Source organism: Hyphomicrobium album (assembly GCF_009708035.1).
Taxonomy (GTDB): domain Bacteria; phylum Pseudomonadota; class Alphaproteobacteria; order Rhizobiales; family Hyphomicrobiaceae; genus Hyphomicrobium_A; species Hyphomicrobium_A album.
Genome location: NZ_WMBQ01000001.1, coordinates 2012587 through 2033154, shown reverse-complemented (window position 1 = coordinate 2033154; position 20568 = coordinate 2012587). Strand labels below are relative to the sequence as shown.

Annotated in this window: 21 protein-coding genes; 7 read left to right on the top strand and 14 right to left on the bottom strand. The window is 66.0% G+C overall.

The features are described from left to right. Positions 1 to 6: 6 nt before the first annotated feature. Both GIW81_RS09670 and GIW81_RS09665 read right to left on the bottom strand, forming a co-directional pair. Complete coding sequence (locus GIW81_RS09670; protein ID WP_154739003.1) at positions 7 to 453, bottom strand: nuclear transport factor 2 family protein; 447 nt, start codon at positions 451 to 453, stop codon at positions 7 to 9. 368 nt (positions 454 to 821) lie between these two features. Beyond that, positions 822 to 1061: a hypothetical protein gene (locus GIW81_RS09665; RefSeq protein ID WP_154739002.1), complete on the bottom strand. Its 240-nt coding sequence runs from the start codon at positions 1059 to 1061 to the stop codon at positions 822 to 824. Between the two features lie 109 nt (positions 1062 to 1170). On the opposite strand from GIW81_RS09665, the gene GIW81_RS09660 reads away from it, so the two are divergent. From GIW81_RS09660 to GIW81_RS09650, 3 genes are all read left to right on the top strand, one after another. Then, positions 1171 to 1839 (top strand): NAD-dependent epimerase/dehydratase family protein, encoded by a 669-nt coding sequence (locus GIW81_RS09660; RefSeq protein WP_154739001.1) that lies wholly within the window; start codon positions 1171 to 1173, stop codon positions 1837 to 1839. Positions 1840 to 2029: 190 nt separating this feature from the next. Next, on the top strand, positions 2030 to 3187 hold the full coding sequence (locus tag GIW81_RS09655; RefSeq protein ID WP_154739000.1) for a glycerate kinase: 1158 nt from the start codon (positions 2030 to 2032) through the stop codon (positions 3185 to 3187). 134 nt (positions 3188 to 3321) lie between these two features. Next, positions 3322 to 4803 carry an FAD-binding protein gene (locus tag GIW81_RS09650; protein WP_154738999.1) on the top strand — a complete coding sequence of 494 codons (1482 nt, stop codon included), beginning with the start codon at positions 3322 to 3324 and terminating at the stop codon, positions 4801 to 4803. Here GIW81_RS09650 and aguB read toward each other — a convergent pair whose 3' ends face one another. The 3 genes from aguB to GIW81_RS09635 form a co-directional block, all read right to left on the bottom strand. After that, on the bottom strand, positions 4804 to 5664 hold the full coding sequence (gene aguB, locus GIW81_RS09645; RefSeq protein ID WP_154738998.1) for an N-carbamoylputrescine amidase: 861 nt from the start codon (positions 5662 to 5664) through the stop codon (positions 4804 to 4806). A gap of 163 nt (positions 5665 to 5827) precedes the next feature. Next, the gene (locus GIW81_RS09640; RefSeq protein WP_154738997.1) at positions 5828 to 6853 is read right to left on the bottom strand and encodes an agmatine deiminase family protein; all 1026 of its coding nucleotides are present in this window, start codon (positions 6851 to 6853) and stop codon (positions 5828 to 5830) included. A 368-nt stretch (positions 6854 to 7221) separates the two neighbouring features. After that, the gene (locus GIW81_RS09635) at positions 7222 to 7584 is read right to left on the bottom strand and encodes a hypothetical protein (RefSeq protein ID WP_154738996.1); all 363 of its coding nucleotides are present in this window, start codon (positions 7582 to 7584) and stop codon (positions 7222 to 7224) included. On the opposite strand from GIW81_RS09635, the gene GIW81_RS09630 reads away from it, so the two are divergent. Then, the gene (locus GIW81_RS09630; RefSeq protein WP_154738995.1) at positions 7525 to 8664 is read left to right on the top strand and encodes a Spy/CpxP family protein refolding chaperone; all 1140 of its coding nucleotides are present in this window, start codon (positions 7525 to 7527) and stop codon (positions 8662 to 8664) included. The two genes, GIW81_RS09635 and GIW81_RS09630, sit on opposite strands and share 60 nt — an antisense overlap. A gap of 264 nt (positions 8665 to 8928) precedes the next feature. Here GIW81_RS09630 and GIW81_RS09625 read toward each other — a convergent pair whose 3' ends face one another. Next, positions 8929 to 11316, bottom strand: a complete 2388-nt coding sequence (locus GIW81_RS09625; RefSeq protein ID WP_229309131.1) for a heavy metal translocating P-type ATPase — start codon at positions 11314 to 11316, stop codon at positions 8929 to 8931. A gap of 67 nt (positions 11317 to 11383) precedes the next feature. Between GIW81_RS09625 and GIW81_RS09620 the strand changes: the two genes are divergently transcribed. Beyond that, positions 11384 to 11659 carry a metal-sensitive transcriptional regulator gene (locus GIW81_RS09620; RefSeq protein WP_154739618.1) on the top strand — a complete coding sequence of 92 codons (276 nt, stop codon included), beginning with the start codon at positions 11384 to 11386 and terminating at the stop codon, positions 11657 to 11659. 3 nt (positions 11660 to 11662) lie between these two features. Here the strand turns inward: GIW81_RS09620 and GIW81_RS09615 are convergent, their stop codons facing one another. The 4 genes from GIW81_RS09615 to fabA all read right to left on the bottom strand — a co-directional run bounded on the left by GIW81_RS09615 (position 11663) and on the right by fabA (position 15410). Further along, entirely contained in the window at positions 11663 to 12511 is an 849-nt protein-coding gene (locus tag GIW81_RS09615; RefSeq protein WP_154738993.1) for a glutamate racemase, read from the bottom strand. A gap of 42 nt (positions 12512 to 12553) precedes the next feature. Then, on the bottom strand, positions 12554 to 13429 hold the full coding sequence (locus GIW81_RS09610) for an SDR family oxidoreductase (RefSeq protein ID WP_154738992.1): 876 nt from the start codon (positions 13427 to 13429) through the stop codon (positions 12554 to 12556). Positions 13430 to 13547: 118 nt separating this feature from the next. After that, complete coding sequence (gene fabB, locus GIW81_RS09605; RefSeq protein WP_154738991.1) at positions 13548 to 14780, bottom strand: beta-ketoacyl-ACP synthase I; 1233 nt, start codon at positions 14778 to 14780, stop codon at positions 13548 to 13550. 87 nt (positions 14781 to 14867) lie between these two features. Further along, positions 14868 to 15410, bottom strand: a complete 543-nt coding sequence (gene fabA, locus GIW81_RS09600; protein WP_154738990.1) for a 3-hydroxyacyl-[acyl-carrier-protein] dehydratase FabA — start codon at positions 15408 to 15410, stop codon at positions 14868 to 14870. A 375-nt stretch (positions 15411 to 15785) separates the two neighbouring features. On the opposite strand from fabA, the gene irrA reads away from it, so the two are divergent. After that, positions 15786 to 16127: an iron response transcriptional regulator IrrA gene (gene irrA, locus GIW81_RS09595; protein ID WP_229309244.1), complete on the top strand. Its 342-nt coding sequence runs from the start codon at positions 15786 to 15788 to the stop codon at positions 16125 to 16127. 28 nt (positions 16128 to 16155) lie between these two features. On the opposite strand, the gene GIW81_RS09590 is transcribed toward irrA, so the two are convergent. Continuing rightward, the gene (locus GIW81_RS09590) at positions 16156 to 16722 is read right to left on the bottom strand and encodes an SH3 domain-containing protein (RefSeq protein WP_229309130.1); all 567 of its coding nucleotides are present in this window, start codon (positions 16720 to 16722) and stop codon (positions 16156 to 16158) included. 205 nt (positions 16723 to 16927) lie between these two features. On the opposite strand from GIW81_RS09590, the gene GIW81_RS09585 reads away from it, so the two are divergent. Continuing rightward, the gene (locus GIW81_RS09585; RefSeq protein ID WP_154738988.1) at positions 16928 to 17926 is read left to right on the top strand and encodes a 2-hydroxyacid dehydrogenase; all 999 of its coding nucleotides are present in this window, start codon (positions 16928 to 16930) and stop codon (positions 17924 to 17926) included. Here the strand turns inward: GIW81_RS09585 and GIW81_RS09580 are convergent. The 3 genes from GIW81_RS09580 to GIW81_RS09570 all read right to left on the bottom strand — a co-directional run bounded on the left by GIW81_RS09580 (position 17923) and on the right by GIW81_RS09570 (position 20409). Continuing rightward, positions 17923 to 18423: a DUF4189 domain-containing protein gene (locus tag GIW81_RS09580; RefSeq protein WP_154738987.1), complete on the bottom strand. Its 501-nt coding sequence runs from the start codon at positions 18421 to 18423 to the stop codon at positions 17923 to 17925. The two genes, GIW81_RS09585 and GIW81_RS09580, sit on opposite strands and share 4 nt — an antisense overlap. Positions 18424 to 18438: 15 nt before the next feature. Continuing rightward, positions 18439 to 19284 (bottom strand): HesA/MoeB/ThiF family protein, encoded by an 846-nt coding sequence (locus GIW81_RS09575; RefSeq protein ID WP_154738986.1) that lies wholly within the window; start codon positions 19282 to 19284, stop codon positions 18439 to 18441. 72 nt (positions 19285 to 19356) lie between these two features. After that, the gene (locus GIW81_RS09570) at positions 19357 to 20409 is read right to left on the bottom strand and encodes an ARPP-1 family domain-containing protein (protein WP_154738985.1); all 1053 of its coding nucleotides are present in this window, start codon (positions 20407 to 20409) and stop codon (positions 19357 to 19359) included. Between the last annotated feature and the right edge of the window lie 159 nt (positions 20410 to 20568).

The window sequence follows — 20568 nt, the reverse complement described above, 5'->3', positions numbered from 1 at the left end:
TCTTGCTCACTCGGCCAGCAACGCCTTCTCGATCGCCGCCTCGCCGGAGATCATCTTCCAGAAGGCCATCATCTTCGCCGCGTCGTGGAATTCCTCGATGCGCGCGATCCTGTTGCCGCGGTAGGTGACCAGCTGACGATAGGAGCCGACGAGCGTGTGGTGCGTCGTCTTGTGGCGAATGTAACATTCGATCATCGAGCGGCCGACGCCGTCGCTGTAGCGGAAGTACTCAGGCACCGAAACACTTTCGGCGACGTCGACGACCGCCCGTAGCATTTGGCGCAGGGCCTGCTTGCCCTCGATCGCGAGCGGGCCGCCGTCCGGGCCACCCGTATTGCAGTAGTAGGAGAGATCGTCGGCGTAGTGACTGAGCACGCCCTCGACATCCCCGCGGCTCCAAGCGGCATGCGACGACTCCAGGATCATCCTGGCGCGATGTTCGTCCAACTGCATGTCAACTGTCCCTCCCGCCAGACAGTCGTCTCGTGAAACCGAATGGCCATCCGCCCGAAATCAGGTTCCTCGGAACTCCTCGTCGACTACCCATCCCTAGAAATCGATCGCGCTTATAGTGGCCATAGGTCGAGTTCATAAGACACTCTGAACTTCATGGTTGCATCTTGCCACGATGCAACCGCAAGACAAGTCTTGCGTATGTTGAAAGTCAGCGCGCGGAGCGAGTGGAATGCTCATGGTGTAGTTCGGCAATTTGCCTCTCGCTCGGCATTAGTGGCGCTTTTCCGGCAGCAATGCCGGCGAAACGCCCCATGTTTGGCCGCGGGGGCATTTTTCCCGACCGAAATCGGCTCCGAATTCCGGCTTCAGGCGAGTTCAATTTCGGTTACGGACAACACCTGTGACGGCATTTCCGCTGTTGCGTCGTCATTCGCCCAAACGGCCTGGGCGCTCCGGCTGGCACCTGTCCCCTCGACGTCGACCTCGCTGAACCCGGCAGTGCGGAGCCGCTCAGCAATCATGTCGTTGCTCGCGAAGCTTTCCAGCAATCCGAGAGAAAGCGTGGCCTGATAGCGCCGACCGCGCCTGACGGTAAATTTGGGCAATGGGGTCTCCTTTGTTGGCGGTTGGACCAACATATTGCCATGCCTCGTGGCCCCGTGGACGAGGCGTGAAGGCGCAACTAGTCTCCGCCCGGGAATTGGGAGCTTATGAATGTCGAAAAGGACGGCGGTGATCGTCGGATCGACCGGTGCGATCGGGCGCCAACTCATGCCGTTGCTGGAGGCTTCGCCCCGTTTCGACAAACTGGTGGTGCTGCATCACCGGCCGACACCCTACTCCCGGACGCCGAGGGTCGATGAGCGGATCGTCGATTTCGCCCGCCTGCCGGCCCCCGCGGCCGGCGAGGACATCGAAGCCGTGTTCTGCTGCATCGGCACAACCCAGAAGAAGGCCGGCTCGACCGAGGCCTTCCAGCGCGTGGACCGCGACATCCCTATCGCGTTGGCGCGCTGGGCGGCCGCCAACGGCGCCACCACCTTCGTCGGCATCAGCTCGGTCGATGCTAGTGCCTCGGCCCGCAGCGTCTATCTCAAGACCAAGGGACAGATGGAGGCCGGCGTGGCCGGCGCCGGGCTCGGCTCGGCCTATATCCTCCGCCCCTCACTGCTCGCCGGCGGGCGCGACGAGTTCCGCCTGGCCGAGAGGATCGGCAATCGGGCGCTGGCGGTGATCGGTCCCTTGATGCTCGGCCCGGTACGCAAGTATCGGGCAGTGCACACGAAAACCGTCGCCAAGGCGATGCTGGTGTGTGCCGAGCGTGCCGCTCCCGGCATCCACATTGTCGAGTCGGACGTCATCCAGGCGCTCGGCGCGGGTTAGCGCGGGTCCTTGTCGATCGCCTCGCGGCGAACGATTTCTCGGCTATCCTTAACCAAGAGCCGCGATGGCTTTCGGGCCACCCCCGTCCAAGAAAGCAACTTTAAGCAGGCGCGCGACACAGTGCAGCCTTTCCCCGTATCCTAACGCCGATTAGCCGTTGGCGCGCGAGCGTCCGTGAGAAGAAGGCCATATGAAGATCGTCATCGCCCCCGACTCCTTCAAAGAAAACCTGACCTCTCTGGAAGTGGCGGGCGAACTGGAAACCGGACTGAAGCGGGTCTGGCCCAACGCGACATATGTGAAAGTGCCGATGGCCGACGGCGGTGAAGGCACAGTGCAGTCGCTCGTCGACGCAACCGGCGGCCAGATCGTCAAGGTCGAGGTCTCCGGCCCAATGGGCGCCAGGGTCATGGCCTCCTACGGCCTCCTCGGCGACGGCAAGACAGCGGTCATCGAGATGGCCGAAGCTTCGGGCCTGCCGCTGGTTCCCAAGGAGCAGCGCAACCCGCTTATCGCCACCACGTTCGGCACCGGCGAGCTGATCGCCGACGCGATCAAGCGCGGCGTGCACGAGATCATCCTCGGCATCGGCGGTTCGGCGACCAACGACGCGGGAGCCGGTCTTGCCCAGGCTCTGGGCGTGCGTTTCCTGAACTTCGGCGGCGCACCGATCCCCGACCTCATCGCCGGCGGCCACCTCGACAAGGTGCAGGCCGTCGACATGTCGATGGCGAACCCGGGACTGGCCAAGATCCACATCTCCGTCGCCTGCGACGTCACCAATCCGCTGTGCGGCGAGAAGGGCGCCTCGCGCGTGTACGGTCCCCAGAAGGGCGCCACGCCGGAGATGGTCGAGCAGCTCGACAAGAACCTCGCGCACTTCGCCCACGTCATTAAGCGCTCGATCGGCCAGGACGTCATTGACCGCCCCGGCGCCGGCGCCGGCGGCGGCATCGGTGCCGGTCTCATGGCGTTCACCAATGCCACCCTGAAGCGCGGCGTCGAGCTGGTCGTCGCGGCGACGCGGCTTGAGGAGCACATGCGGGGCGCCGACCTCGCCATCACGGGTGAGGGTCGCGTCGACTTCCAGACCGCCTTCGGCAAGACCCCATCGGGTGTCGCTGCCGCAGCGAAGAAACATGGCGTACCCGTCGTCGCCATCGGCGGCGGCCTGGCGGACGATGCCGGCGGCGTGTTCCAACACGGCATCGACGGCCTGGAGACGGCGACGCCCAATGCGATGCCGCTCGACGTAGCGATCAAGAAATCGCGCCAGTACCTGCAGGATGCCGCCGAGCGGGCCGCGCGGCTGATCATCATTGGCCAGCGGATGTCGAAGTCCGTCTGAGGCGGATGCAACGCGAACGATCTCAGACGCCCGGTTAAGTATCGAGGGGCCGCGCGTATGGGCAGACAAGGATTCTCAGGATAGGCTGCCTACCCATTGAAACCGCACGCGTTTAGTCGTGGCGGGGGGTAGTCATGAAATCGCTCGTGCCGCATCTAGCGATGGCGCCGCATTTCGCGGCGCTGCTCAAGCTTGCCGGGCCGTCCGCCTTCGTGGCGACGCGCGCGGCGGCTCCTGCGGCACCCGAGGCAGGCGAAATCACCAATTGGGAAGGCGGCGTCACCTATCGGCCCGCAGTCGTCGTCCGGCCGCAAACGATCGACGATGTCGTGCGGGTGATGAAGGACGCGGTGAAATATCCCTCGCCCGTGCGCGCGGTCGGAAAGCTGCATTCACCCGCACCCTGCTCCGCCGACGACGGCGGCACCATGCTGGACATGACCGGCACGTCGCGGATCATCGAGATCGGCCACGACTTCGTCACTGCCGAAGCCGGCGCGCTCTACATCGACGTGGCCGAGGAGCTGGCGCGTCACGGCAAGCAGTTTCACATCAACACCGAGATCGGCAACGTCACGCTCGGCGCGGTTGCCTGCGCCGCGACCAAGGACAGCTCGCTCATCGGCACCTCGCACTGGGGACAGGTGAGCTCGTTCGTCTCGGGCCTCAAGATCGTCAAGCCCGACGGCAGTGTCGCGAGCTACAACGAGGCCGATGATCCCGACGAGATGCGTTTGCTCCGCTCGAGCTACGGGCTGCTCGGCGTGCTCGTCGAGGTGACGCTGCGCGTCAAGCCGATGACGGCGGTCTACGCCAAGCACCGGGTCTACACGATCGAGGAGTTCCGCACGGCGATGCCCGAGCTGATCGCGCAGCGCAACGCCTTGATGATGTACTTCTACCCCTTCACGCAAAAGGTGATGGTGGAGGAGCGGCGCGAGCTGCCGGGCGTCAAGCCGACGTCGTCAGGCCGCTGGTGGCTGCGTAATGCCTTCTGGCGCAACCTCGGTCCCATGTTCACGATCATGATCGCGCGGGGTGCGCGCGGCCATCCGATCGAGCACCGCGTGCGCGCCGTCTACGATTTCCTGATCTGCCGGTGGACGAGCATGCTCGTCGGCGGCAAGGCCACGTATCCGCAGCTGCAGATCATCCGCCACCAGGAGAAGCCGGGCCTCTACAAGTTCGTCTTCTCGATGTGGTCGTTCGACGAAAAGCAGTTCTTCGACACGTTCGAGGCGTACAGCCGCTTCTGCCGCGAGCACGCCGAGCGCACCGGCTTCCGTTGCGACCTGCCGGCGGTCGGCTACCGCATGGTGCAGGACAAGAACGCGTTGCTCTCGTTCTCGCACGACGCGCCGGCGATCAGCATCGATCCGGTGTCGACGGGCGGTGCGGGCTGGGACGAGTTTCTCAAGGCATTCAACGCCTTTGCCAGCGCGCACAACGGCCATCCGCTGTTCAACCAGACGAAGCATCTGACGCCCGAGCAGGTCGGCAAGGCCTATGGCAAGCGCTGGGCCGAGTTCGCGGTGGCGCGGCGCGCGCGCGATCCCGGCAATCGGTTGCTATCGAGCTACTTCGCCAAGCTGCTGACCAGCGCCGGCTCGCCCTGATCAGATGATGCTCTTGGCGTAGAGGTCGGTGCGCCGGTCGCGGAAGAAGCCCCAGTCGGCGCGATAGCTCGCGATCTCGTCGAGATCGAATGTGTGCACCAGCACGCCCTCCTCCGTCGCGTTGAAGCTCTCGACGATCTCGCCGCGGTGGTCGGCAATGAACGAGTGGCCGTAGAATCGCTGCTTCGCGCCGTCGTTGTCTTCGAGCCCAATGCGATTGGCGGCGACGATCGGCACCGCGTTCGACACGGCATGCCCCTGCATCGCCCGCTGCCACTGCAGGTGCGTGTCGAGCGCCGCGTCGTATGGCTCCGACCCGATGGCGGTCGGATAGAACAGCACCTCGGCGCCGGCCACGGCCATGGCGCGCGCCGTCTCGGGGAACCACTGGTCCCAGCAGATGCCGACGCCGATGTGGCCCGCCTTCGTGTTCCAGGTCTTGAAGCCGGTGTCGCCGGGGCGGAAATAGTACTTCTCCTGGTAACCCGGGCCGTCGGGGATGTGGCTCTTGCGGTAGACGCCGAGGATCTTGCCGTCCGTGTCGGCGATGGCGACGCTGTTGTAATAGCGCGGGCCGTCCCTTTCGAAGAACGAGATGGGGATGACGATCTTCAGCTCCGCAGCGAGCTTCTGCAGCGCCAGCACGCACGGATGCTCGCCGACTGGATGCGCGGTGGTGAACCACTTCGGGTCCTGCTTGGTGCAGAAATAGATGCCCTGGAACAGCTCCGACGGCAGCACCACCTGCGCACCGCCCGTCACCACCTCGCGCACGAAGGCTTCCGTCCTCGCGATGTTGTCGCGCAGGTCGTGGCCGTACCAGGTCTGGATCGCGGCGACGGTGAGCGTGCGGTTGGCCATCTAGTGTCCCGACTCCCAAGTTCGCCAGAGTTCGATGCTAGGGTCCAGAGCGAACTTCGGAGTCATAAGGGACACTAGAATCATGGCCTTGCTAGTGTGATTCAGATCGAGAGATTCGCTCGATCCCAGGCCGCTTGTGAAGGCGAATTTCTCGATCATCACACTAGCGCGGCTCCTGCTGGGTGATGCAGTGGAACGAGCCACCGCCCGCCGTGCCGGCGCCGAGCAGTCCTTGCGAGGGCACGCCGACCACCTTGTGATCGGGGAACACGGCCTGCAGCGCGGCCAGCGCCGGTTCTTGCGTCGCCGTGCCGTACACCGGCACCACGACAAGGCCGTTGGCGATGATGAAGTTCATGTGCGAGGCCGGCGACACCTCGCCATGCGCATTGCGATAGAGCCCGACGCCGGGGATGCGCGCCACCTGGAGCTTGCGACCCGACGCATCCGTCGCCGCGGCGAGGGTCGCCGCGATCGCGTCGAGCGTCTCCTTGTTCGGGTCGTCGTCGCCGGCCGCGGCCTGGCAGACGACGCGCCCCGGGCCGACGAAGCGCGCGATGTTGTCGATGTGCCCGTCGGTATGGTCGTTCTTCAGGCCCTCGTCGATCCAGATGATCTTCCGGGCGCCGAACGCCTCGGCGAGCGCCGCTTCCGCCTGCTCGCGCGTCCAGCCGTTGCGGTTGGGGTTCAGCAGGGTCTGCCGCGTGGTGAGGATCGTGCCCTCGCCGTCGTGGTCGATGGCGCCGCCCTCCAGCACGAAATCGAAGCGCCGGATATCCGTCTCGGAGACGCGCGCGATGTCGTCGCCGACGGTCGCGTCGTCGGGCAGATCGTACTTGCCACCCCAGCTATTGGTGGCGAAGCGCAGTGCCACTTGACCCAAATGCGTGCGCGCGAAGATGGGGCCCGTGTCGCGCAGCCAGATGTCTCCGTACCGGGCCTGCACGAATTCGCAGGTGCCCCCGAGCGCCGCGCGCGCGGAAGCCTCCGCCTCCGGCCCGTTGACCAAGAGGCGTACCTTGTTCGCTTCGGCCAGGGCCGTGACCAGCGCCGCCACGTCGCGGCGCGGCGCCTCGAGGTCGCCGTTCCACTCGTCGGCGTCCGCCGGCCAGGCGGTCCACACCGCTTTCAGCAGCGCCCACTCGGGCGGCACGGTGATCGTCGTCGTTTCGGTCGCGTCAGGCAGCATCTTCACTCTCGGTGGCGCTCGTTCGCCGATGAATAGCGGGCCGAGGGCCCGAAGGGGAGGCTCATATCGTGCCTATGGACCCGTTTCGCCAGTGGCACGTCGCCCTATCCGTGCGGAATTTGGTCTCGTTCGGCTCTACCGAGCGCGGCTGCAACTCCTGCCACGGGATTGCCGGTGCGCGAATATTTGCCTCGTCCGCGTGAAGGTTTTGTTTGCCCTAGCCGGAGGTCGGCCGGCCGTGCTGAGCCTCTCGTCATACCTTGCCGGGTAAGCAAATCACAGCTCGCCGGATCAGCGGCGGCGACAGGATTTCTCCCGGAGGAAACATCATGGGTCGTAGCTCGGCTCTGGCGCTGGCGGCAGGCCTTTCACTCGGCGTTCTCGGTTTGGCAAGCGACGCGGACGCGCGTGGTGGCGGTTTCGGCGGCGGTCACTTCGGTGGCGGCTTTGGCGGCGGCTTCGGTGGCGGTCATTTCGGCGGTATGCGCGACTTCGGCGGCGGCATGCGCGATTTCCGCCCCGAGGCGTTCCATCCCGAACACATGGAGGACCGGCGTCCGGCTGAGGACCACCGCGCCACGGACGATCGCCGGCCGGCCGATGACCACCAGGCAGACGACCATCGCGCCGACGATGCCCGCGACCACGCCGACGACCATCGCGCTGATGACATGCGCGACCACGCTGCCGATGACCACCACGATGCCCAGGACCGTCGCGACGATCGGCATGACGATCTCGCCAATCACTGGAACAACTGGCATCAGCCGGTGAACGTCGGCCGCTGGGACCACAACGCGTTCTGGAACAACAATTGGAACGCCCGCAATTTCAACTGCTACAACTGCCGCTTCGGATGGGTCGGACCGGTCTTCTGGCCGTTCGCCTGGGGCGACATGTGGTCGTTCGCCTGGTGGCCGTACGCGGCGACCGCGCCGTTCTGGAACTACAACGTCGACTACATCATGGGCGGCCTGTTCTGGCCCAATGGCGCGTATGCTTGGCCGTCGGGCGGCTACGGCGCCTCCGCCTGGACGCAGACCGACAGCGACTATACCTACGCCCGTCAGTCGCATCAGGACATCTACGCCGCCGGGCCGGCGAACAGCGCAGCTGGCAGCAATAACCAGGGCTCCGTCGCTGACGACAGCCAGAACCAGGATGTCGCCACGTGCAGCGGCTTTGCGCCGGGCGTGTCGGGCTTCCCGATCGACAAGATCCAGGCGAGCGTGAAGCCCGAAGGCGCGCAACTCGCCGACCTGAAGGCGCTGAAGGCCGCCTCCACCAAGGCGGAGGACATCCTCAAGGCGTCGTGCCCCAGCTCGCCGCCGCTGACCCCGGTGAGCCGACTTGATGCGCTGCAGAAGCGGCTCGGCGCGATGGTGCAGGGCCTCGACCTCGTGCGTGCGCCGCTCACCAAGTTCGACGGCTCGCTGTCCGCCGATCAGCGCCAGCAGCTCGACGCGCTCGGCGGCGACAAGGCATCGAACCCCGCGGCGCTCTGCTCGACGCAGAACCAGGAGTTCATCAACGTTCCGACGCAGGAGATCATCGCCACGGTCGATCCGGACGAGAAGCAGAAGGCGGCTCTCGACCAGCTCGACAGCGTCTCGGCCAAGGCTGCCGCGATGCTGCAGGCAACCTGCCCGGCGCAGGTCCCGTCATCGACCGAGGCGCGCCTCGACGCGATGGACAAGCGCCTGAAGGCGACGGTGACGGCGATGAACGAGGTGCGCCCGGCCCTGACCGGCTTCTACGACTCGCTGAGCGACGAGCAGAAGGCGCGCTTCAACACCATGCCGAGCCAGTAAGGCCTGCGATCCCCTCTCCCCTAAAAATGGGGAGAGGGCCAGGGTGAGGGGCAGCCTCAACCAATCCGTCATTCCCGCGCGGCGGGAACCCAGGTCACTTCTCAGCTTGTATCTGACCGCTCGTTCTTCTTCCGTCATCCCGGCGCAGGCCGGGATCCACGCAAGTCCCCGCACCTGCCCGATTGAAGGTCCGGTGCACACCTCAACGCGAGCGCCCGCTGAAGCTGGCGTGGGTCCCGGCCTGCGCCGGGATGACGTTCTCGCTTAGCTGTCGAGCTTTACGTAGCGCAGGCGCAGGGCGTTGGTGATGACGCTCACCGACGACAGCGCCATGGCGGCCGCCGCGAACACCGGCGACAGCAGGATGCCGAACGCCGGATAGAGTACGCCCGCTGCGATTGGCACGCCGGCAGCGTTGTAGACGAACGCAAAGAACAAGTTTTGGCGGATGTTGCGCATCACCGCTTCGGAGAGATGCCGCGCCCGCACGATACCCTGCAGGTCACCCTTCAACAGCGTGATCCCGGCGCTCTCGATGGCGACATCGGTACCCGTGCCCATGGCGATGCCGACGTCGGCGGCAGCCAGCGCCGGTGCATCGTTGACGCCGTCGCCGGCCATGGCGACGATGCGGCCTTCCTTCTGCAGCTTCTCGACCACCGCGCTCTTCTGATCGGGCAGCACCTCGGCGGCGATCTCATCGATGCCGAGCCGGCGGCCGATGGCTTCGGCCGTTGTGCGGTTGTCGCCGGTCAGCATGACCACGCGCAGACCGTCGGCGCGCAGCGGGGCAAGCGCCGCCGCGGTCGAGGCCTTGACCGGATCGGCGATGGCGATGACGCCGGCGACCCTGCCGTCCACGGCGACGAAAATCGACGTGGCGCCTTCGCCGCGGAACGTCTCCGCCTGCGGCTCCAAGGGAGCGGTGGCGATGCCCAGCTCAGCGAGAAAGCGCGGGTTGCCGAGCGCAACGCGCTGGCGCTCGACCATGCCGACGGCGCCCTTGCCGGTCGGCGAGTCGAAGCCCATGACGCGGGCAAGCTCGATGTTGCGCTCCTTGGCAGCGGCGACGATCGCCGCCGCCAGCGGGTGCTCGCTCGCCACCTCGACACTGGCCGCGAGCTTCAGCACCGCCGTCTCGTCGAAGCCTTCGGCCGGGACCACGGCGACGACCTTCGGCTTGCCTTCGGTGAGCGTGCCGGTTTTGTCGACCACCAATGTGTCGACCTTCTCCATGCGCTCCAGGGCTTCCGCGTTCTTGATCAGCACGCCGGCTTGGGCGCCGCGCCCGACGCCGACCATGATCGACATGGGTGTTGCGAGCCCGAGGGCGCACGGACAAGCGATGATGAGCACCGTCACCGCAGCGACGAGGCCGTAGGCGAGGCGCGGCTCCGGCCCGAACGTCGCCCAGGCGATGAAGGCGATGACGGCGACGAGGATCACCAGAGGAACGAACCAGCCGGAAACCTGATCGGCGAGGCGCTGGATCGGCGCGCGCGAGCGCTGCGCCTGGGCCACCATCTGCACGATCTGCGCCAGCATGGTGTCGCGGCCGACCTTGTCGGCGCGCATGACGAAGGAGCCCGACTGGTTGAGCGTCCCGGCGATCACCTTGGCGCCGACGTCCTTGCTCACCGGCATCGACTCGCCGGTCACCATCGATTCATCGAGCGAGGAGCGGCCGTCGAGGATCGTGCCGTCGACCGGCACCTTGTCGCCGGGCCGCACGCGGAGCCGGTGGCCGACGACAACCTCGTCGAGCCCGACGTCCTCGTCCTCGCCGTTGTCCTTAACGCGTCGCGCCGTCTTGGGTGCAAGGTCGAGCAGAGCGCGGATGGCGCCCGAAGTCTGCTCGCGCGCGCGCAGCTCCAGCACCTGCCCGAGCAGCACCAGCACGGTGATGACCGCGGCGGCTTCGAAATAGACGGCGACGGAGCCATCATGACCGCGGAAGGCCGCTGGGAATATCCCCGGAGCGAGCGTCGCGATCACGCTGTAGGCCCAGGCGACGCCCGTGCCCATGGCAATCAGCGTGAACATGTTGAGGTTGCGGGTGACGAGCGACTGCCAGCCGCGCTCGAAGAACGGCCAGCCGGCCCACAGCACGGCAGGAGTCGCCAGCAGAAGTTGCAGCCAGTTGGAGAGCGTCGGCGAGATGTAGTTGTGCCATTGAAACAGGTGGCCGCCCATCTCCAGCACGAACACCGGTATCGCCAATGCCAGCGCGACCCAGAAGCGGCGCTGCATGTCGACGAGCTCGGGATGCGGGCCGTGATCGCCGGCGGATATCAGCTCCGGCTCCAACGCCATGCCGCATATCGGGCACGCGCCGGGCCCGATTTGGCGGACCTCCGGATGCATCGGGCAGGTGTAGATCGTGCCCTCGGGGACCGGCTCGAGCGGCCGCTCGTCTTTGCTCAGGTACTTGGCGGGATCGGCGATGAACTTCGTGCGGCAGCCGGCGGCGCAGAAATAGTAGGTGCGGCCCCCGTGCTCGGCGCGGAACTTGGCGGTGTGCGGATCGACGTCCATCCCGCACACCGGGTCCTTGGCCGCTTGCCCTACGGCGCCCTGCTTCTTCCCTCCCGAGCAGCAGCCCTCGTCCTTGCCGCCGTGGCCCTGCGCGTGATGGTGGGAGTGCTCGGTCATGGAAAGCTCCATGGAGAAAACGGGTTGCCCGTTGACTATGTATACCCCCCAGGGGTATAGGTCAATTATGCAGCCTGCAGCAAAAACCTCATGTCAGAAGCGCCTTGGCCGCATCGAGGGCCAGGTGCGCGGCGTCGCCCGCATGGTCGCCGAGGATCGTTACTGCATTGATGTGTTGACCCAGCTCTCGGCCATTCGCGCAGCTTTGCGCCGCGTCGAGGATGAGGTCCTGCGCGATCACGTCGGCCATTGCGTCGAGCACGCGATCAGGAGCGGCGATGCCGAGGAGCAGCGCCGCAAGGTGGCCGAGTTGATGGAAGTCTTCGCCCGCGCCGAACGTTGATGGCTAGGCGGCGAGCAGCTCGAAGGACGAAACCTCGGGCCAGAACACCCGGGCGCGCGCGCTGATCTCGGCGGGGTCGCCGGTGGTCAACAGCGTGACCGAGTGGCCGCGATCGCCCGCAATGTAGTGCGGATGCCGCGCCAGATAGTCCTCGAGGCTGTCGGCCACCACTTCCGGCTGCGACAGGATGCGAGTGAACGGCGGCAGGTGGCGGCGGAACAGATGCTCCACCAGCGGGAAGTGCGTACAACCCAATATCGCCCGATGCGGCGGCATGCCGTTGGTCTGTGCGTTGACGCCGCGCACGCCCTCCTCGACCAGCCGTTCCAGCTCGGCTTCCGGCGCCTCGTCCTCGATGGCGCCGGCAAGCTGCGAGCAGATCTGCTGCACGACGGTGACGCGGGGACAGCGCTTGCGGATTTCCTCCGGGTAGGCGTCGGAGTTGATCGTCCGCGTCGTCCCGAAAACGGCGATCAGATCGGTGTTGTACTTTTGCGGGTACTGCGGGCTCGACACGGCCCACGGCGTCTGCGTCGCCGCCTCGACCGTCGGCGCGACGATGCCGAGCACGTTGTGGCCGCGCCATTGGCTCGAAGGCAGCCATGTCTGCTGCAGATGGCGCGCGGCAACTGCCGTCGCCGTATTGCAGCCGAGCAGGACGAGCTTGCAGCCTTGCGAGAACAGCGCCTCGACGCTGGCGCGCGTGAGGTCGATCACCTCGGCCGACGGGCGGTTCCCGTAGGGAAGGTTCGCGTGGTCGCCGAGGTAGAGAAACGGCTTGTCGGGAAAGCGGTCGACAAGTGCGCGCAGCACCGTCAGTCCCCCGAGGCCTGAATCGAAGACGCCGATCATGCGCGTGTGTGAGCCGGCATCGTCACCCCGTCAAGAGGTCCGCTATTCGGCAGCTTCCGACGGCGAGCGGCCGCCCGGCGCGGCGCCGGTTTCGGTGTCGAGCCGCTTCAGTGCCTCGAGGTTCGGCATGGCGACCGTGGAATATCCACAGTCGACGAAGTGGACTTCGCCCGTCACCGCGCCCGACATGTCGGACAACAGGTACAGCGCCGAGCCACCGACCTCGTTGAGGCTGGGTGTGCGCTTCAGCGGCGCATGCTCTTTCTGATAGTTGAAGATGACGCGCGCGTCGGAGACGCCGGCGCCGGAAAGCGTGCGCATCGGGCCGGCCGACAGCGCGTTGACGCGGATGCCCTGCGGGCCGAGGTCCGCCGCGAGGTAGCGCACGGAAGCCTCCAGCGCCGCCTTGGCGACACCCATCACGTTGTAGGAAGGAACAGATTTAGTGGCGCCGCCGTAGCTGAGCGTCAGCAGCGAGCCGCCGTTCGTCATCAGCGGGATGGCGCGCTTGGCGATTTCGGTGAACGAGAAGCACGAGATCACCATGGTGTTGGTGAAGTTCTCGCGCGTGGTGTTGACGTAGCGGCCCGACAGCTCGCGCGGGTCGGAGAAGGCGAGCGCGTGCACGACGAAGTCGAGGTTGCCCCAGCTCTCCTTGATGCGCGCGAACACGCGGTCGATGCTGTCGAGGTCGAGCACGTTGGCAGGCTCGATGATCTCTGCGCCGAGGGTCTTGGCAAGGGGGAGCGCGCGGCGGCCGAAGGCGCCGTCCTGATACGTGAAGGCGAGCTCGGCGCCCTGTCCGGCCAGGATGCGGGCGATGCCCCAGGCGATCGAGCGCTCGTTGGCGACGCCCATGATGAGCCCGCGCTTGCCAGCCATGATGGGACCTGGTTTGGCGAGGTCGATTTCGGTCATGGGGAGGTCCTGTCGTTCCTTAGAATGTTTACGCAAGCCCGGATGGGCGCCGGCGGTTTCTAGCCGATCCGCGCTGGCCCGCTGTTCCCGGCGTGACGGCTTGTGATCGGGCTCGTTTCTAGCCGCTCACGCGGCGAAAAACGAGCGTGGCATTAGTTCCGCCGAACCCGAAACTGTTCGACATCACGCAGTTAAGACTAACATTATCAATGCGCTCGCGCACGATTGGCATGTCGGCCAAGGCCGGGTCGATCTCGTCGATGTTGGCGCTTTCGCAGATGAAACCGTTGTTCATCATCAGCAGCGAGAAGATCGCCTCCTGTACGCCCACGGCGCCCAGCGAATGCCCGGTCAGCGACTTGGTCGCGGCGATCTTCGGCACGTCGGCGCCGTCGAACACCTTGCGGATCGCCTCGATCTCGCGCAGGTCGCCGATCGGTGTGCCGGTGCCGTGCGGATTGATATAGTCGACCTTGCCGACGCCCTTGCCGTCCATGCCCTTGAGCGCCTGCTGCATGCAGCGCACGGCGCCTTCGCCCGAGGGGGCGACCATGTCGTAGCCGTCCGAGGTGGCGCCGTAACCGGCGACCTCACCGTAAATCCGCGCCCCGCGGGCCTTGGCGCGCTCGTATTCCTCGAGCACCACCACGCCGGCGCCGCCGGCGATGACGAAGCCATCTCTATCCTTGTCGTAGGCGCGGCTCGCCTTGGCTGGCGTGTCGTTGAACTTCGACGACATGGCACCCATCGCGTCGAACAGCACCGACAGCGTCCAGTCGAGCTCCTCGCAGCCGCCGGCGAACATCACGTCCTGCTTGCCCCACTGGATCAGCTCGGTGGCATTGCCGATGCAGTGCGCCGAGGTGGAGCAGGCCGAAGCGATCGAATAGTTGACGCCCTTGATCTGGAAGCTGGTGGCGAGCGCGGCCGAGGGGCCGGAGCACATCGCCTTTGGCACCTCGAAGGGGCCGACTTTCTTGGGGTCCTTCTCGCGCGTCACGTCGGCAGCGGCCACGATAGCGCGGGTCGACGGACCGCCCGCCCCCATGATGATGCCGGTGCGCTCGTTGATGACGTCGCTTTCCTGCAAGCCGGCGTCGCGAATCGCCTGGTCCATGGCGATGTAATTCCAGCCGACCCCGTCGCCCATGAAGCGGCGCGGCTTGCGCGGCACCTGCGTCTCCCAGTCGATGTTGGGAGCGCCGTGCACCTGACAGCGGAAGCCGAGCTCGACGTACTTGTCGGCGCGCACGATGCCGGATTTGGCCTCGCGGAGTGACGCGAGCACTTCCTGGCTGTTGTTTCCGATCGAGGAAACAATGCCCATGCCCGTGACAACCACTCGTCTCATCCGCCCATCCTCTCGGTCAGTCCGGGAAGCTTTCGGCTTCTCTTGCGCTTCGGCTCCGGCGGAAGCGAGCACGAAAAGCCATCGAGATCAAGGACTGACGGCCGCCGCCGACTCGCCGCTTTCGAACAGCCCGACGCGCAGATCGGTCGCCGTATAAATTACCTGTCCGTCCGCCTTCATGACACCGTCGGCGATGGCGAGCTTCAGCTTGCGCAGGATCACCCGCTTCATGTCGACGATGTACTCGACCCGCCCGACGGTCGGCACCACCATGCCGGTGAATTTGACCTCGCCGACGCCCAGGGCGCGGCCGCGGCCAGGGGCGCCCAGCCAGCCGAGAAAGAAGCCCGTCATCTGCCACAGCGCGTCGAGGCCGAGGCAGCCCGGCATCACTGGATCGCCCTCGAAATGGCACTTGAAAAACCAGTCGAGACTGCTGTTCCCGGCCACTTTCAGCTCGGCGGCGATCTGCCCCTTACCATGCTCGCCGCCTGTTTCGCTGACCGACGAGATCCGGTCGAACATGAGCATCGGCGGCAGCGGCAACTGGGCGTTGCCTGCGCCAAAGAGCTCGCCGCGGCCACACGCAAGCAGGTCGTCGTATTCGAAGCTCGTGCGGCGTTCTGTCATGATGTCGATGCTCGGTCCCTCGCTGGCGGACGGCCTGATGGCCGGTACTTCCGTGGCCGGGGGTTCACTAACACAGTCATTTGGCGTTCAAAAGGGTAAGACCGGCCACGGAGCCGCAGATGTGCGCTCCCGCCGCGTTCTGGCCCGTGTTGCAGGCTAACAGCCGTCTGCCTATAGTATATTCCTTGTTTCAGCTTGTCGGCCGCACGCGCCTTGAGCGCGACTAGCGGCGGATAAGTTGGGCCACCCTCTAACAATGGCGCGATGCGCACGCGGATGACCAACAGCACTCCCGGCTCACTCAAAGACGGTAAGACCTCTCGGGGCGTCTCCCAGCTGCTGCGCAAAGCCGGGCTGCGGCCGACGCGCCAGCGCATGGCGCTCGGCACGCTCCTGTTCGAGGGCGAGGATCGTCACGTCACGGCCGAGTCGCTGCATGCCGAGGCGACCGCCGCCGGACAGCACGTGTCGCTCGCGACCGTCTACAACACGCTGCACCAGTTCAAGCGCGCGGGTCTCTTGCGTGAATTGGCGATCAACGGCGCCAAGGCCTACTTCGATACCAACACGTCGAACCACAACCACTTCTTCGTCGAGGACGAGGGCGAGCTGCGCGACATCCCTGGCCATGCCATCCGCGTCGATGGTGTTCCCGAGCCGCCTGAAGGCATGAGCATCACCCACATCGACGTGGTGGTCCGCCTCAAGAAGGACTAGGCGCTCGCTCTCGCGCCGGCCTCGCCGACTACTTGATCACTTCACCTTCATAGACGCCCCAGAGCTTCTTCTGCTCGATGTAGCCCTGGAAGCGGTCGATGTTGACCCGGCACCAGCGGCCATCGCAGTTCGATAGGTTGGCGATGACGCCCGCTTCGATCATCGCCACGGGTCGCGCGCGTTCGCTGTCATCGTGCCGCAGCGCGACTTTGGGAGGCGTCTTGCCCTCCTTGATCTCCCACGGCAACACCAGCGCCGTGCGCCGGCCGGACAGGAAAGACTGCAGAACCCAGCCCGCGGCGCCGTCAGCGTCGCGCACCTGCCGCCAGCCCTCGAACTCCTTGATCACCTCGAGCGGCAGGCCGGCGCGCCGGTACACCCACGCGGTCGGGTAGTCGGTGCCCGGACCCTTGCGCATGTTGACGCGATCCGACTTGAGGCTGACGAAGCGCGGCACCGGCAGGCCACTGCCGCCGGGAACGTTCGTGCCGGCGCCGGGCGGCTGCCCGGTGGCGAGCGCCGTAGCACCCAAAAACATCGTTGCAGCCAGCGCCAGGCGAACCCGATTGTGCGCTGCCGTTCCCCGCATTCGCATTGTGGCCTCGTCGCTACCCCGGCACAGACAACCAATGGATCGATTCTTCATGAGGCCTTACCAGTCTGCTCCGGTTGATGCGCAGACAAAATCCCGCACTTTGTCATCGCAATGGCGTTCTGTTAGACCTGCCTGAACGAGTGTCGAATCCGCCCTGGGCCCCCCTCCCGCGACCCCAACCCCTAAGAGGCAACAGCGAACCCCGATGCCGAACAGCGCCCGCAAGCCAATCGTCATTGTCACGCGCAAGCTGCCCGACGTCGTCGAAACCCGCATGCGCGAGCTTTTCGACGCGCGCCTGAATGTCGACGATAGCCCCCTCACCCAAGGCCAGATCGCCGAGGCCCTGAAGATCGCCGACGTCCTGGTGCCGACCGTTACGGATCGCATCGACCGGGCGGTGATTGCCCAGGCCGGCCCGCAGCTTCGCTTGATCGCCAATTTCGGGACGGGCGTCGACAACATCGACCTCGACACCGCTCGCAACCGCGGCATCACGGTCACCAATACGCCGGGCGTCCTCACCGAGGATACCGCCGACATGACCATGGCGCTGATCCTCGCCACGCCCCGCCGCCTGGTGGAGGGTGCCGACTACCTCAAGGATAAGAAGAACACTTGGAGCGGCTGGTCGCCGACCTGGATGCTCGGCCACCGCATTTATGGAAAGCGGCTCGGCATCATCGGCATGGGCCGCATCGGCTCGGCGGTTGCCCGCCGCGCCAAGGCATTCGGCCTGCAGATCCACTATCACAACCGGCGCCGCGTCTCGCAGGACCTCGAGAAGGAGCTGGAGGCGACCTACTGGGAGAGCCTCGACCAGATGCTCACCCGCGTCGACATCGTGTCGGTCAACTGCCCGCACACGCCCGGCACCTATCACCTGCTGTCGGCGCGCCGCCTGCGCCTGTTGAAGCCCTCAGCCTACATCGTCAACACCTCGCGCGGCGAGGTCATCGACGAGAACGAGCTGGCGCGCCTGATCGAAGCGGGCGCCATCGCCGGCGCGGGCCTCGACGTTTTCGAGCACGAGCCGGCCGTGAACCCGAAGATCTTGAGCTCCGATCGGGTCGTGGCGCTGCCGCACATGAGCTCGGCCACCATCGAGGGCCGCATCGACATGGGCGAGAAGGTGATCATCAACATCAAGGCGTTCCTCGACGGACACGCCCCGCCCGATCGCGTGCATCCGGCAATGTTCTAGGGCGCCCGCGCGGTGGTGGAATCGAGCCGGCCGTCGCCGCAGACCGTGGTGCGCAGCTGACAGGTACCGCGGGCGCGCCGGTCGGCATTGCACCGGCCCAATGCCAGGCGCTCGGCATCGCCGGGTGTCAGGCCGCCGCCCGAATAGGTGATCTTGCGCTGCTTGGCGATCTGCCCCGAGGCGATCGCCGCGCACACCTCGCCGCGGAAGCTCACCGCCTCGCACGTGCCGCGACCGATGGCGGCGCACTCGCTGCGAACCTTTTCCTCCGCCTCGAGACGCGATCCGATTTTCCACACAGAGAAGAATGAGCCGTCGGGTGCGAAGGCGATGGCGCCGAACTCAGGCGTCTTCTCGGGCTCGGTTGCCGGCGAGATCGACACTTGCGGGGGCGCCGGATCCTGAGCGCGCGCGTCCACCTCGAAGCCGGGCAGCGGGAGAAGAGCAGCGGCGATAATCGACAGGAGCACGGCGACCAACGTCCGAATGAGCAACATGGAAGCGCTATCCTCTCACGCCGCGCATGTCGAGTTGTGTTTCGACACCGTATGGATTGAAAGGTCGGTTATCGACGGGTTGCGGCCACTGATCGGATTTTCCGGATCCCAGGCGATGGACAGGGTCTCGAACCGGGCGGCAAGCGCGTCGTACATGAGGAGCCGGCCGGCGAGACTCTGCCCAATACCCAGGATTTCCTTGAGGACTTCGGTCGCCTGCAGGGTGCCGATGACGCCCACGATGGCGCCGAGCACGCCCACCTCGGAGCAGTTTGGAACGGTTCCGGGCGGCGGCGCCTCCGGGAACAGGCAGCGGTAGCTGGGGTAGGGCGTCCCGGCCGCGTCCTTCTCATGCGGCTTGAACGTCGAAACATAGCCGTCGAACGGCCCGACCGCGCCGAACACCAGCGTTTTCCGGGCGAAGTAACAGGCGTCGGCGACGAGGTAGCGGGTCTCGGCGTTGTCGGAGCCGTCGGCGACGATGTCGTAGCGGCCGATGATTTCGGCGGCGTTCCCCGCGTCCAACCGGGCCTCGATGGCTTCGGCCGTGACGTGGGGATTGAGGCGGCCGATCATGTCGCTGGCGCTCGCCACCTTCGGCTCGCCCACATGCGGCGTGTCGTGGGCGATCTGGCGCTGGAGATTGTCGAGTGACACCCGGTCGTCGTCGACGATCCCGATGGTGCCGACGCCGGCCGCGGCGAGATACAGCACCAGCGGCGAGCCAAGCCCGCCGGCGCCGACGACGAGAACGCGGGCACCCTTGAGCCGCTGCTGGCCCTGGCCGCCCACTTCCTTCAGCACGAGGTGGCGCTTGTAGCGCTCGATCTCCGGCGCCGTCAGCTTGGCTTTGTCCTGCATGGGCCGAGCCTACCGCAACTTGGGAGGCTCGTCAGCGGCGGCGGACCCGCTATCCGCCGCCGGACGCGTCATTTACTTGGCAAGGTAATTACGGTGCACCCAGCTGCCGTTGCCGCGCTTGGCCTCCACGAAGACGGCCTCGTCGGCCTCCCGCACCGCCCGGCGCGACAAGTCGTTAACGACCTCCTCGTGCGCTTGCGGCGAAGAGGCGGTCGTGAGGAAGGCAGCCGCTGCGTCCTTGCCTGGAGCGGAAACGGTCTTGCCGTCGGCCTCGCCGATCGCTTCCGTCACGCCGGCCGCGAGCTGCTTGTCCCACATCTTCCGGAACAGGCCGTTCGACGGGTAGACGTCGGCGCTGACCACGCGGCCGTTGATCGCCAGCACGTAGCCGACGATGTCGCCGCTGGTTTCGCCCGCCTTCTGCAGGGCGTCGACGTAGCGGGCGCGCTCTTTCTGCAGCTTTTCGTTCTCCAGCGATAATTGCAGGCTCGACTCCGAAACCGACGCGGTGACCGTCTCGTTCAGGCGGCCCGAAAGCTTCTCCTGCGTGCTGGCGACGGAGGCCCAGACCTCGCGCTGGCTCGCATAGGTATCGGCGGCGCGGGCATCGTCGGCCGATTCCTCCGTCGCGGCTGCCGTCGGACGCCGCGCCATGACCAGCTTGGCCTTGCGCGACGGCATCGCCTCGCGGGCGCTGGCGAATGCCTTGACGTCCTCGATGCCGCGAGCCGACCAGCGCCCCTGCTCGACGCAGAATGCGGCAAGCCCGATCTCACCCGACTTCGGCGGCAGCACGAAGCTCAGCGTCAGCACACGGTCCTGCTTGCCGCCTTTGACGATGTCGCCGGCCTGGATGAACACGTCCTCGTCGCCCGTGTTCTCGACCTTCAGCTCGTTGACCTCGCCCGTTTCGATGACGCGCACGCTGCCCTTACCGAGCGCCTCCTGCAGGGTGAGCGGCACGGGTCCGGGCGCGCTTTCACCGTGCACGAAATAGACGGCGAGATTGTCGTGGACGTGCGGGCCGCTGATCACGGGTTCGGAATCCGCCAAGCTGGCGCGCGGGAGAGCGAGGGCAATTCCGAGAGTGGCGAGGCTTATTGCAGTGATCGCAACGATTTGCATGACAACACCCTTTCCGGAAAATAACCGAATAGGGCTGTGCTCATACGCGTGATTTGCGGCCCGAGGTCGATGCACGCGTGGCGCGCGCGGGCTTTCGCCGTGTCGGCTTCGTGGCGCAAAAAAGGGGCCCCGAGGAGGACAAGCCCTCGGAGCCCCACG